Origin of the sequence: Pandoraea morbifera, assembly GCF_902459575.1 — a bacterium.
GTDB classification, from domain to species: domain Bacteria; phylum Pseudomonadota; class Gammaproteobacteria; order Burkholderiales; family Burkholderiaceae; genus Pandoraea; species Pandoraea morbifera.
The window spans coordinates 473,441-485,577 of sequence record NZ_CABPSD010000001.1; the positions used below are offsets into that span (position 1 = coordinate 473,441).

Consider the following 12,137-nt stretch of genomic DNA (forward strand, 5'->3'; position numbering starts at 1 on the left):
GAGCCTCGAATGAAACGTTGGTTCGGACTGACGGCCGCCGCCGCCATCATCGGTGTCACGGCCTGGTGCTTCATCCCTGCCCACGCGGCACTCAAGAACGGATCGCCCGCACCGGACTTCTCGGCGCAAGCCTCGCTGGGCGGCAAGGTCTTCACCTTCTCGCTGGCCGACGCCCTGAAGAAAGGCCCTGTCGTGCTGTACTTCTATCCGGCTGCATTCACCCAGGGCTGCACCATCGAGGCGCACGATTTCGCCGAAGCCACCGACACCTTCAAGTCGCTCGGCGCGACGGTCATCGGCGTGTCGCACGACAACATCGACACGCTCAACAAGTTCTCCGTGTCCGAGTGCCGCAGCAAATTCGCCGTGGCCGCCGACACGGACCAGCACATCATGCGCGCCTACGACGCCGTGCTGTCGCTCAAACCGGACTATGCCAATCGCGTGTCCTACGTGATTGCACCCGACGGCAAGGTGATCTACAGCTACGTCAGTCTCAATCCCGACAAACATGTCGCCAACACGCTCGAGGCCGTTCGCCAGTGGCGCAAGACGCATCCCGCATAAGGACTTCCGTCGTCATGCTCACTGCCGAATCCCGCGCCAAGGCACTGGCACGAGAACAGACCCGCAGCGAAGAGCTCGCCAACAGCATCAGTCACGGCGTCGCCTGCCTCGCCGCGCTCGCAGCCATTCCCTTCCTGTTCGGCACCAATCGCCTGCCGTTGCCGAACACGGCCGAACAAATCGGCCTGGGCGTGTTTGCCGTCACGATGGTCGTCGTCTACCTCGCGTCGGCGCTCTATCACGGGCTGCCGGACGGACGCGCAAAGCGGCTGTTCATGCGCGTCGATCACTGCGCCATCTTTCTGTTCATCGCCGGCACATACACGCCCTTCACGCTCAAGATCCTGAACGATCCGTGGGGGTTGCCTCTGCTCACCGGCGTGTGGACCATGGCGATCGCCGGCTTGCTCGCGAAGGCGTTCGGCCTGCTTGACCGGCCGCTGGTCTCGACGCTGCTCTACATCGGGCTGGGCTGGATGGCGGTACTGGTCGCGGGCCCGGTGCTGGCGGCGATTCCGGGGCCCGGCGCCGGATGGCTTTACGCGGGTGGCGCCGCCTACACGATCGGTGCCGTCTTCTATTCGCTCGACGGCCACATCAAGTTCGGGCATTTCGTCTGGCATTTGTTCGCCATCGGCGGTACTGCCTGCCATTTCCTCGCGGTATGCCGCTACCTCTGACCCCCGCCATCGACCGATAGGCGCCGGCAGTCCGCCAGCTTCGCGCTCAACCGGTCGCAGCGCGCAGTCAACGCCGGATCGCCAAACATGCGGCAGGCGCCGCGCATGCGATGGAGCAACGCCTGCGCCGCATCCAGGTCTTCCCGGCGGCGCCGGCCCATCAGGCGCCGAAAGCGCGCCAGATCCTTGGCCATCTCGTCACGCATCAGACGTCGGGCGCACGGGTCCTCGGACAGGGGCGACCGCCTCACCGCTGGCGACGCCACGGGAATTGGCGACGAAGACCATTCCCCCGTCTCGCACGGCCAGCGCAGCGCCAGCACCCGCCCCAGCTTCGCGCGCGACACCGGCTTCGTCAGCACGGCATCGATGCCGGCCTCCCGGGCCGCCCGCGCGGCAATGATCGACCCCGTCACGGCAAACACCACGGGTGGCCGACGGCCGAGCACCGGCGCCAGTGCCTGAAGTGTCTTCGCGAGCGTCAGGCCGCAGGCCCCGCCGAGTTGCACGTCCGTGAGCACCACGTCGATCTCGTGCGATACCCATTGCAGCAACGCCTGCGTAAGGTCCTGCGCGCGCTCGACACGGCAACCGAGCGACGCCAGCTGGTCGGCCAGCACGGCGCGATTCATCACATGATCGTCGACCACGAGCACGTGCAACCCCGGACGCACGTTCACGGGCGCGAGCGCCATGTCGACCGGCGTGGGCATCGAGCGCCGCAGAGGCGACATGCAAGGCGTGGCCAACGGCAGGGACAACCGGAAGCGGGCGCCCGTCGTCGACGGCTCGACGCACAAAGCCCCGCCCATGCGATGCGCCCATTGCCGTGCGATCCACAATCCAAGGCCCGTGCCCGGCACCGCCTGATCGACCCGGGAAAATGCGGCGAACACCGTGTTTTCCATGCCGGCGGGAATACCCGGCCCCGTGTCGCTGACGCGCACGGTCAACCAGCCTGACTGCGGCGATCCAGCGGTCCTGCCTGCGCTGCCCGCGCTGCCCGTTCCGTCTTTCCCGAGCGGGCCGTCGAGTACGCCCTGGGCTTCCGGGGCGTCCGCCCGCCACGACACGGTCGCCGCCACACCGCCACAGACGGTGAATTTCAGCGCGTTGTCGACCAGCGTGCGCACGATCTGACGCAACCGCACCGCGTCGCCCGTCCCCCACAGGGGAACGTCATCCGCGATGTCGCATTCCAGCGCAAGGCCCTTGAGGCGGGCGATCTCGCCGAATGCATGGATTTCCTCGTCCAGGCAGGCCCGAATTTCGAACTCCGACGCCTGAAGCGGCAGGTCCGCCCCGCCGTCCCCGAAGCACTTCAAATGCAGCACGTCGTCCACCACTCCGGCGGCCACGCGAAGCATGCTGCCCATGGCGTTCAGTCTCGAGCGCCGCAGCCGGCCGCCGTCGTCGACCCCGTCGGCGGTGCGGCCGCCGCATTCCGCTGCCACCGGCACCGACGCCTCCGCCCGCAGCGCCTCCAGGTGTCCCTGCAGCACCTGGAGCGGTGCGCGCAATTCGTGCACCAGCGCCAGCCGAAACGTATCGGGATCCGGCATGGCGTGCCTGTCGGCGCCCCGCGCCTGCATGCCGCCCACTTCGCACCGCCCGGCGCAGGCCGGATCTTGCGGGCTGTTGAATTTACCAAGATTCATCGCATCGTTGACGCCAAGTCGCGGCTCGCGCGCTTCGGCGTACTGAAGAAACCAAACGAGCTTCAAAGTCTCGCCTTTTGCCGGTTTTGTGCGGCTGCGCAAATTCTGAACTTCCGTTCCCGGCATTGCGTTTTCGGAATCGCCCGAGCCGAATGACTCAAGTTCTGCCTCTCATCTGCCGATATTCCCTATGCCCCGCCTTGCACACACCGATCGACGGGGAGGCCGCACGCTCTCAATCCGCGACCCGGGCATTCAATCCACCAATCCATATGTATAAGAACATGACGATTCGGACCAGCCTGACACTGGTCCTCGGTTTGCTTGGTGCACTACTCGTTCTCGTCAGCGTGCTCGGCCTTCAGGCACTCGGTTCCAGCAACCAATCCCTGAGCAAGATGGCGGAGGAGGACACCCCCGCGCTGGCGGAACTCAAGGGAACCGGCGAGCAGATTCTGCGTACCCGGATGTCGATGGCGACCTATGCGTCTTACGTAAGCCTCGGCGCTGATCCGGACGAATCAGAAAAAGTTCTCAAGCGTGGCGCGGAATATGTCGCCACGTCGGACGCGCTGTGGAAGCGCTATCTGAATCGTCCCAAAGAGGATGCGCATGAAGCGGAGGTCGCCAAGGCGGCGGACGACAAGCGTCGTGCCTTTTTCGACAAGGTCATCACGCCGGCCCAGAATGCCCTGAAGCAGGGCGACGTGGCCGGCTTTCATCAGATTCAGGCGCGCATCGCCCCCGCCGCATACAACGCTCTCGATGGCTTGATGCGTGAGTTGCAGGACATCCAGATCGCGCGTCAGAAGGCCCGCTTCGAAGCCGCGCAGTCACGCTACAACGTGATGCGCATCGCCCTGGGCGCCACGCTGGCCGTGGCACTGCTGCTCGCGCTATGGGGCCGCGCCATGCTCGCGCGCGCGGTGCTGCGTCCCATTCGGGAAGTCATCACGCATTTCGAGCGTATGGCCGCCGGGGATCTGAGCCAGCGCGTCGAACAACGCACGAACAACGAAATGGGACAGCTCTTCGGGGCGCTCGGCCGGATGCGCGACGGGCTCGCGAGCACGGTGGGAACGGTACGCGAGAGCACGGAAGCGATCCACGCCAGCGCCCGGGAAATTGCCGACGGCAACGCCAATCTCTCGCAACGCACCGAATCGCAGGCCTCGTCGCTGGAGCAGACCGCCGCGAGCATGGAGGAACTGACCGCGGTGGTGAAGCAGAACGCCGATAACGCCCGTGCGGCAAGCCAGTTGGCCGTGACGGCCTCGGAGACCGCCACACGCGGCGGAGACGTCGTCCAGGAAGTCGTGACGACGATGCGCGACATCGCCGATGCATCGCAGAAGGTCACCGACATTCTGACGGTCATCGATGGCATCGCGTTTCAGACCAACATCCTCGCGCTCAACGCCGCAGTGGAAGCCGCGCGCGCCGGCGAACAAGGCCGCGGCTTTGCCGTGGTCGCGGGCGAAGTGCGCACGCTGGCCCAGCGCAGTGCGTCGGCGGCAAAGGAAATCAAGGGACTGATCGAAGCGTCGGGCAATCGCGTGGAGACCGGCACGCGGCTCGTGGAACGCGCCGGGGCCACCATGGTGGAGGTCGTGCAGTCGGTGCGGCGCGTCACCGACATCATGGGCGAGATCTCGGCGGCGAGCGTCGAGCAGTCGAGCGGCATCGAGCAGGTCAATCGCGCCGTCACCCAGATGGATGAAATGACCCAGCAGAACGCCGCGCTCGTCGAAGAGGCTTCGGCAGCCGCAGCCGCGCTTGAAGCCCAGGCCGCACGGCTTCGCGAGTCGGTCGCCTTGTTCCGCCTCTCGACCCACGAAACGGCGCATGCCCCGGCCGGAGCCAGAGGCGAGCCGGCTCTTGGCGCCCACGCCGGCGCCCTGCCCCTGGCAGCCTGAACGCCCGAGCCCCGGTTCCCGCCCGCGAGGCACCGGAGACAGGCGCCTGCGCCCGGCGCCTCGCCCGGCATCCGCCATCGGGCGCTCTGTCGGCATGCCGGGCGCCCCGATGGCGGCGAAGGGACCTGCCCCCACGCATCAGATGCTGGCGCGCTGCTCAAAGCCCTTGAGCGGCAACTCCGCCACCCACGTCCGGTCGACATCGCACGACGACACCTGGGCGCCGGGGGGCCCCTGACGCATCCATTCGCACAGCGCCAGCAACTGTTCCGCCTCGCCATGCGCGATGGCCTCGACCGTGCCGTCGCGCCGGTTGCGCACCCATCCGGCCAAACCAATCCTGCGCGCCTCGACCACGCACGCCGCGCGGAAGCCGACGCCCTGCACCAGCCCATGCACCACGATTTGCCAAGTTGCCGTCATTGCCCCTCCTCGTGCGATGGCCCAAAGCCAGGAACCATGGATCCCCATGCCGCGTCATGGAAAAAGGGCCCGATCGACGTCGAGCCCTTGCGTTACGTTAGCACACCACTGGTTCACGTCTAATAGATATCGCGCCGATAGCGGCCCTGCGCGCCGAGATCGAGCAGAACCTCCGCGCCGAGGGCGTCGGACAGCGCGGCATCCACTGCGGGCGCCATGCCGGCGAGGCTGCCGCAGACATAGATCGACGCGCCGTCGGCCACCCATTGCGCAATCTCCGGCGCCACTTCGCGCACACGATCCTGGACGTAGACGCGCTGCGCCTGATCTCGCGAGTACACCCGATCCAGTTGCTCGATGCCGCCCTGCGCCCGCCACTCGCGCAGCGTCGCGTCGTAAAAGCTGTCGTGAGCGGCCTGGCGCTCCCCGAAGATCAGCCAATTGCGGGTATGCCCTTGAGCGATGCGCTGTGCAAGATGCGCCCGCAGGCCCGCCAGCCCGGTGCCGTTACCGATCAGGATCATGCCGCTCGCGTCGGACGGCGCGTGAAAGCCCGGATTGCGACGCACGCGCATGGTGACCGCCTCGCCCAACGCGGCGCCCTCGGTAAGCCATCCCGAACCCAAACCGAGCGAGCCGTCGGCATTGCGCGCTTGACGCACGAGGAGCATCAGGCGGCCCTCGGCCGGTGTGGACGCGATCGAGTATTCGCGTTGCGGCAGCGGCGGCAGACGCGAGAGCCAGTCCTGCAAATCGATGCCGGCCGGCGGCGGCGCCTCGGGCAGCACACGGTCTCGCAGCGCTTCACCCAACGTGGTGTCGCACCCGGCAACGCTCACACGCACGTCGGCAGTCCATACGCTTGATCGCAGGAACGCGCCGATGCGCGCCTCGGCATGGCGCGGCAGCATCTCGACCAGGTCGCCGGCGACCCAGTGGGCACCGGGGGGCGGCGTGAACGCCAGATGATAGGCGGGCAGCCCCGTGCTACCGGGATTGAGGACGTTGCGCTCGGCCAGCGGCCATGACTGAAAACCAGGGACACCGGCGGCCCGGTCAGCGATCAGCGGACGCCCCAGCCATTCTCCCAGGCGCGCCTGCCAGCGGGCCCATGCGCCGGGATCGCCGCGGTCGACTTCGATCGGCTCGAACGCAGCCACACCGCCCTGCGCCCGCAGCCAGTCGTCAAGCTTGCGTCCGAATCCGCAGAAGCGGTCGTAATGACTGTCGCCCAGGGACAGCATCGCGAAGCGAAGCGTCGGCAGGGCCATCGCCTGGTTCATCAATTGCTGCGCGAAGCGGCGCGCGCTGTCGGGCGGCTCGCCGTCTCCGAATGTGCTGACGATGAAGAGCGCCCGCCGGGCGCCCGCCAATTGGGCCTGACCGATGCGGGCGAGCGGCTGAATCTGCGCCGGCACGCCCGCGCCCTGCAGCATGCCGGCCGTCTGCCACGCGAGGCCCTCGGCCACACCGCTCTGGCTCGCGTAGCCGATGAGCACGCCGTCCTCCGGCGCCGTGCCGACCTTGGCACCGCGCGGCGGCCGCGCCGCCGCCAGCGCCCGTTTCTTTCTGCGACGGTCCAGGTAGAGCATCCAGCCCGTGACGAAGAACACCGGCATCATCAGGCTCGAGAGCAGCATCACGACGATGCCCGCCTGACCGAAGAAACTGCCGCGATGCAGTGCGTAAATGCTTGTCATCAACTGGCCGCCGGTCGTCTTCGACGCGTAACGCTCCTCGTTGCGGATCTCACCGGATATCGGTGCAATGTCCATGCGGCTGAACGCGCGCTCGTGCGGTGCCGAGGTGTCGAGCCAGGTCACTTGCAGAGCGCCGCCCGGCTTCTGCGCCGGGCGCAGATACACCTTCGTGTAATCGGGCACCCGCACGGTGAACTGGCGCCACGCGGTGGCCAGATCCGACGCGGGCGTCGCCGCCAGGTCCGGCAGCGCGGCTTTGCGCCCCGCACCTCCGCCCGCGGGCTCGGTCTCGGCCCCCTTGCCCGCCGTCCCCGGAGGCGAGGACGGTTTGTTGCGCACCGGTTGCGGCACGCCGGCCATCGTGAACAGCATGCCGCGCCACCAGTCGTACGACCAGTAAAGCCCCGTGGTGGCCGACAGCAGATACGGTACCAGCACCACGGTGCCGATCACCGCATGCAAGTTCCAGAGGAGCGGCCGGCCGCGCTTCTTGAAGTCGATGTGGAGCCAAGCGCGCCAGTTGCCGATACGGCGTGGCCAGCGCAGGTACAGCCCGCTCAACGCAAGCAGGAACAGCAGCAGCGTCGCCGCGCCGGTAATCTGCTTGCCGATGCCATCCACCGTCAGAAAGCGGTGGATGTCCATGATGAAGCGAAACACGACATCGGCCGTCGAGCGCCCGAGCATCTGCCCGGTGTAGGGGTCGACGAAGTAGGTCTCGCCACGTCGCCCGTCGCCAACGGCCAGGCGCACCCCTACCGCGTCTTCGGGCGAGCGCGCGAGGGTCATGAGCAGGATTCGGCGCCCGGGTTCGGCGTGGTGCACGCGCGCGACCAGTTCGGGCACGGACAGCGGCGCCGTGTCACGCACGGCGACCGTCATCACGCCCGGACTGAAAGTCCGCGTCAGTTCCTCATAGTAAGAAAGCAGTGCGCCGGTCAGGCCGACCACCGCCAGCACCAGCCCGGCAGTGATGCCGAAGCACCAATGCAATTGAAACCACAGTCTTTTCATCATTGTTGTCGTGCAGCGCACGTCCGGGCGCCGAGAGGACGTGCCCGGCACGCGCGCGCGGCAGGTGTACCGTATGCCGCGTCCCCGATGGAGCGTGCTACGGAAAGTAACGAATGGTATTGCAAACGATTCTCATATTCAATACCAATTAAACTTTCCGATTGTTGTAGGTATCATCCGACAGGAATTTCATACATCGGACGACGCCCTACCGCTTTTTGAAGCGTTACGATGGTTTTATCCGCGCGGATGTCCGCGCTCCCGCCCACCGAATCGCCGCAAGTCACATCTCGTCTTCCCTCCCCCGCGCCTGACGCCCGGCCCCGGATATGACCTGTCGACCTGCGGCACGACAGCGACGGAGAGCCATGCAACCCACTGCGTCTTCCCCTCCCGCCCCGCAGGTCACCACGCCGGCCGATCATTGCGATGTCGATGTCAGCGCGATGGCGTTCTTTTTTGACCTCGACGGCACGCTCGCCCCGCTCGCCCCGCGCCCGGATGCCGTGAGGCTGCCGCTCGACACCACCCGCGTGCTGGCCAGTCTGTTCGAACGCACCCGCGGCGCGGTGGCGGTGGTTTCCGGACGCGCCATCGACAATATCGACGGCCTGCTCGCCCCGCTGCGCATACCCGCAGCCGGTCTGCACGGCGCCGAAATCCGGCATGGCGACGGCGTACTCGTGCGCGCCCCGGGTCATGCCGCCGACACGACGGCCATTGAGGCCATGGTCGCGCCGCTGCAGGCGCTCGTTGCCCAGCATCCCGGCCTGTTGCTCGAGAACAAGGGCAGCGCGCTCGCACTGCACTACCGCGGCGCGCCTGAGCTCGCGGGCGTGGCGCGCGAGACCATGCAGGCGCTTGCCGCACTGCATGACGAACGCTTTGCCCTTCAGCCTGGAAAGCTCGTCTTCGAATTGCGCCCCCGGCATGTCAGCAAGGGACACGCGATTACTACACTGCTAAGGGAAGCCCCGTTCGCCGGACGCAGGCCACTGTTCGCCGGAGACGACCTGACCGACGAGGCCGGATTTGCCGACGTGAACGCCCTGGGTGGCGTCACGATCAAGATCGGCGAGGGGGAGACCTGCGCCCGCTACCGGCTGCCCTCGCCGGATGCGCTCACGTCCTGGCTGCTCACCTTGCGTGAGGGCTCCCCGCGCCAAACCCAACAGGAGGATGGAGTATGAGTCGCTTAGTCATCGTGTCGAACCGGGTTGCCCCGATCACCGAGGGCAAGCCCACGGCTGGTGGTCTGGCCATCGGCGTGTTCGACGCGCTCAAGGACACCGGAGGCATGTGGTTCGGCTGGAACGGAGAAATCGATGCCGAACCGGCGACCGCGCCCGAGATAGCGCATCGCAACAACGTCACCTTCGCCACCGTGCCGCTCACGCGGCGCGACTACAACACGTACTACCGCGGCTTCTCAAACGCGACGCTCTGGCCCACGTTCCATTATCGCGACGACCTCACACGCTTCCAGCGCGACGACTACAACGGGTACCGTCACGTCAACGCGCGGTTCGCCTCGCTGCTCGCGCCGCTGCTCAAGCACGACGACCTGATCTGGGTCCACGACTACCATCTGCTCCCGTTCGCACAGGCATGCCGGCAGATCGGGCTGCAACAGCGGCTCGGCTTCTTCCTGCACATCCCATTCCCGTCGCCGCAGGTCCTGATGACCGTGCCGCCTCACGAAGCGCTCGTGCGCGCCATGTGCGAATACGATCTCGTCGGCTTCCAGACAGAGACCGACCGCACCGCGTTCACCGATTACCTGCTGCGTCATGCCGACGCGACACGTCACGACGACGACGTGATCACCGCATATGGACGCACACTGCGCACGGGCGTCTATCCGATCGGCGTCTATCCGGACGAGATTCAGCAACAGGCGACCGCGCGCGCCACTGTCAAGCACATTCTCGATCTGAAGCAAGGCCTGCAGGAACGCAAGCTCATCATGAGCGTGGACCGGCTCGATTATTCCAAGGGGATGCTCGAGCGCTTCCGTGCGTTCGAGCGCATGCTCGAACTGTGGCCCAACCAGCAAGGTACGGTGAGCTTCGTGCAGGTGGCGCCGCCCAGCCGCTCCGACGTGGCCGGCTACGGCGAGATTCGGCGTCAGCTGGAAGCCGAGGCCGGTCATATCAACGGGCGCTTTTCCGATCTGGCCTGGACCCCGCTGCGCTACATCAACAAGCGCTATGACCATGAGGTACTGATGTCGTTCTTCCGGGCATCTCAGGTGGGCTACGTCACACCGTTGCGCGACGGCATGAACCTGGTCGCCAAGGAATACGTCGCTTCGCAGGACCCCGCCGATCCGGGCGTGCTCGTGTTGTCGTGCTTCGCCGGCGCCGCGCAGGAGCTCGACGGCGCGCTCATCGTCAATCCTTACGACATCGACGGCATGGCCGAAGCGCTGCGCACTGCGCTGAACATGTCGCTGTCCGAGCGGCAAGCCCGCCATGAACGCATGATGGCCATATTGCGCGAACACGACCTGTCGGCCTGGCGCGATCGCTTCATTACCGACCTGCGCGCGCCGGCGGCCAAAACACCGGCCCTGCTGCGCTGCGCCCAACCCGCTGCCGCCTGACCGGAGACTCAGGCCGCCCGGGAGCACCGGGCAAACCCTCGCAAGGAGAGATGCCATGCGCCAACGTTCCTCGCGTCCAGCCGCCCCGTGCTTGGAAGTCGAGACCGACGGGCCTGTGACGATCATTACCCTCGCGCGCCCCACGCGGCGCAACGCGGTGGATCGCGTGATGGCGACCGCCCTGCGCGATGCGCTGCTTGCGTTCGAGCAGGACGCCAATACGAGTGTGGCGGTGTTGTGCGGACAAGGCGCGTCGTTTTGCGCCGGCGCTGATCTTTCGGCGTTCGACGACCCCGAGCGACGCAATGAGGTGACGCCCGATGGCAGCGGCGACGGCCCGATGGGGCTCACGCGCCGCCACCTCGACAAGCCCGTGATTGCCGCCGTCAGCGGTCATGCGGTGGCGGGCGGCCTCGAGCTGGCCTTGTGGTGCGATTTGCGCGTTGCGGACGATTCCGCAACGTTCGGGGTCTTTTGCCGCCGCTTCGGGGTGCCGCTCATCGACGGCGGCACGGTACGCCTGCCGCGCCTGATCGGCATGAGCCGCGCGCTCGACATGATCCTCACCGGCCGCGCCGTGGGCGCGCAAGAAGCGTTCGAGATCGGGCTGGTGAACCGGCTGGTGCCGGAAGGCATGGCGCGCCAGGGGGCACTGGCCCTGGCGCAACAACTCGCCGCGCTGCCGCAGGGGGCGCTGCGCGCTGACCGTCGTGCGGCCTACGCGCAGTGGGATCTGTCGCTTGACGCGGCCTTGCGCCAGGAAGGCGCCGCCGGGCATGACGTGGTGTTCTCGGAAGGCATCGCGGGCGCCCGCGCCTTTCTCGGCGGCGCCGGGCGCCACGGTGCGCCGCGCGACCCTTCCTGACGGCGAGTGCCGCGCCGGCTTGCTCGCGCTTACTTGCCCGCCGGACGCGCTGCGTTGACCTGCTCCAGCCGCTTGCGCAAGCCGTCCGCGATTTCCTTCTGATTGGACTGCATTGCAAAATCAATGGCCGTCATGCCGAGCTGGTTCTTCAGGCGGACATCGGCACCGCCGTCCAGCAGCACCTTGCAGGTGGTGATGTGGCCGCCGCGCGCGGCCATCATGAGCGGCGTGGTGCCGTTCGGCGATTCGGCATCGACATACGCCGAGGCGTCGAGCAGGATCTGCACGATGTCGTCGTGGCCGTTGGTCGCGGCATAGTGCAACGGCGCCCACCCTTTCTTGTTGACCTCGGCGTCCTTGTCGATCAGCAGCTTGACCATGGGCGTGAGGCCCTGGAGCGACGCGATCATCATCGCGTTCTCACCAGCGGCATTGGTCGCATCGAGGTCGGTGTGCTGATCGTTGATGAGCAGCTTCGCCACATCCGTGGACTTTTCGCGCATGGCGATGACGAGCAGCGGATTGCCTTTCTCGTCGCGGGTGTTCGGGTCGACGCCCGCCTTGAGCGCCTGCGCCACGGCCTTGGTGTCGTTGAATACGACCGCCTTGACCAGCGCCGTGTTGGAGGTGGCCGCTGTCGCGCATGCCGTCAGCGAAAGCACGCTAAGCAACATCCAGGCTCGGACCATCAAAAATTTGCGCATCGGGT

At 66.7% G+C, this 12,137-nt stretch carries 10 protein-coding genes; 6 read left to right on the forward strand and 4 right to left on the reverse strand.

Annotated features, from left to right (window positions below):
• Window positions 1-9: 9 nt before the first annotated feature.
• Together PMO31116_RS02005 and trhA are read left to right on the forward strand one after the other, a co-directional pair.
• A complete protein-coding gene (locus PMO31116_RS02005) occupies window positions 10-567 on the forward strand; it encodes a peroxiredoxin (protein ID WP_217424708.1) in 558 nt (185 codons plus the stop codon).
• 14 nt (window positions 568-581) lie between these two features.
• Window positions 582-1,247 (forward strand): PAQR family membrane homeostasis protein TrhA, encoded by a 666-nt coding sequence (trhA, locus tag PMO31116_RS02010; RefSeq protein WP_150565225.1) that lies wholly within the window; start codon window positions 582-584, stop codon window positions 1,245-1,247.
• Here trhA and PMO31116_RS02015 read toward each other — a convergent pair.
• On the reverse strand, window positions 1,238-2,971 hold the full coding sequence (locus tag PMO31116_RS02015) for an ATP-binding response regulator (protein ID WP_174970748.1): 1,734 nt from the start codon (window positions 2,969-2,971) through the stop codon (window positions 1,238-1,240). The genes trhA and PMO31116_RS02015 overlap by 10 nt on opposite strands.
• Window positions 2,972-3,189: 218 nt before the next feature.
• Here PMO31116_RS02015 and PMO31116_RS24225 point away from each other — a divergent pair, with 218 nt between their 5' ends.
• A complete protein-coding gene (locus PMO31116_RS24225) occupies window positions 3,190-4,821 on the forward strand; it encodes a methyl-accepting chemotaxis protein (protein WP_281350071.1) in 1,632 nt (543 codons plus the stop codon).
• A gap of 138 nt (window positions 4,822-4,959) precedes the next feature.
• Here the strand turns inward: PMO31116_RS24225 and PMO31116_RS02025 are convergent, their stop codons facing one another.
• Window positions 4,960-5,244 carry an acylphosphatase gene (locus tag PMO31116_RS02025; RefSeq protein ID WP_023595778.1) on the reverse strand — a complete coding sequence of 95 codons (285 nt, stop codon included), beginning with the start codon at window positions 5,242-5,244 and terminating at the stop codon, window positions 4,960-4,962.
• 119 nt (window positions 5,245-5,363) lie between these two features.
• Window positions 5,364-7,961, reverse strand: a complete 2,598-nt coding sequence (locus PMO31116_RS02030) for a PepSY domain-containing protein (RefSeq protein WP_150565228.1) — start codon at window positions 7,959-7,961, stop codon at window positions 5,364-5,366.
• Window positions 7,962-8,404: 443 nt separating this feature from the next.
• Here PMO31116_RS02030 and otsB point away from each other — a divergent pair, with 443 nt between their 5' ends.
• The 3 genes from otsB to PMO31116_RS02045 are packed head-to-tail and all read left to right on the forward strand — an operon-like array spanning window position 8,405 to window position 11,428.
• The gene (gene otsB / locus PMO31116_RS02035; protein ID WP_246185130.1) at window positions 8,405-9,148 is read left to right on the forward strand and encodes a trehalose-phosphatase; all 744 of its coding nucleotides are present in this window, start codon (window positions 8,405-8,407) and stop codon (window positions 9,146-9,148) included.
• On the forward strand, window positions 9,145-10,563 hold the full coding sequence (gene otsA / locus PMO31116_RS02040; protein WP_150565230.1) for an alpha,alpha-trehalose-phosphate synthase (UDP-forming): 1,419 nt from the start codon (window positions 9,145-9,147) through the stop codon (window positions 10,561-10,563). Before otsB ends, otsA begins: the two co-directional genes overlap by 4 nt.
• Before the next feature lie 55 nt (window positions 10,564-10,618).
• The gene (locus tag PMO31116_RS02045) at window positions 10,619-11,428 is read left to right on the forward strand and encodes a crotonase/enoyl-CoA hydratase family protein (RefSeq protein WP_150565231.1); all 810 of its coding nucleotides are present in this window, start codon (window positions 10,619-10,621) and stop codon (window positions 11,426-11,428) included.
• Window positions 11,429-11,457: 29 nt separating this feature from the next.
• Here PMO31116_RS02045 and PMO31116_RS02050 read toward each other — a convergent pair whose 3' ends face one another.
• Window positions 11,458-12,132 (reverse strand): ankyrin repeat domain-containing protein, encoded by a 675-nt coding sequence (locus tag PMO31116_RS02050; RefSeq protein WP_150565232.1) that lies wholly within the window; start codon window positions 12,130-12,132, stop codon window positions 11,458-11,460.
• Between the last annotated feature and the right edge of the window lie 5 nt (window positions 12,133-12,137).

Bases quoted from the DNA above. Each gene is read 5' to 3' on its own strand.
- PMO31116_RS02005 (WP_217424708.1), top strand. From the start codon at position 10: ATGAAACGTTGGTTCGGACTGACGGCCGCCGCCGCCATCATCGGTGTC.
- trhA (WP_150565225.1), top strand. From the start codon at position 582: ATGCTCACTGCCGAATCCCGCGCCAAGGCACTGGCACGAGAACAGACC.
- PMO31116_RS24225 (WP_281350071.1), top strand. From the start codon at position 3,190: ATGACGATTCGGACCAGCCTGACACTGGTCCTCGGTTTGCTTGGTGCA.
- PMO31116_RS02025 (WP_023595778.1), bottom strand. From the start codon at position 5,244: ATGACGGCAACTTGGCAAATCGTGGTGCATGGGCTGGTGCAGGGCGTC.
- PMO31116_RS02030 (WP_150565228.1), bottom strand. From the start codon at position 7,961: ATGATGAAAAGACTGTGGTTTCAATTGCATTGGTGCTTCGGCATCACT.
- otsB (WP_246185130.1), top strand. From the start codon at position 8,405: ATGGCGTTCTTTTTTGACCTCGACGGCACGCTCGCCCCGCTCGCCCCG.
- otsA (WP_150565230.1), top strand. From the start codon at position 9,145: ATGAGTCGCTTAGTCATCGTGTCGAACCGGGTTGCCCCGATCACCGAG.
- PMO31116_RS02045 (WP_150565231.1), top strand. From the start codon at position 10,619: ATGCGCCAACGTTCCTCGCGTCCAGCCGCCCCGTGCTTGGAAGTCGAG.
- PMO31116_RS02050 (WP_150565232.1), bottom strand. From the start codon at position 12,132: ATGCGCAAATTTTTGATGGTCCGAGCCTGGATGTTGCTTAGCGTGCTT.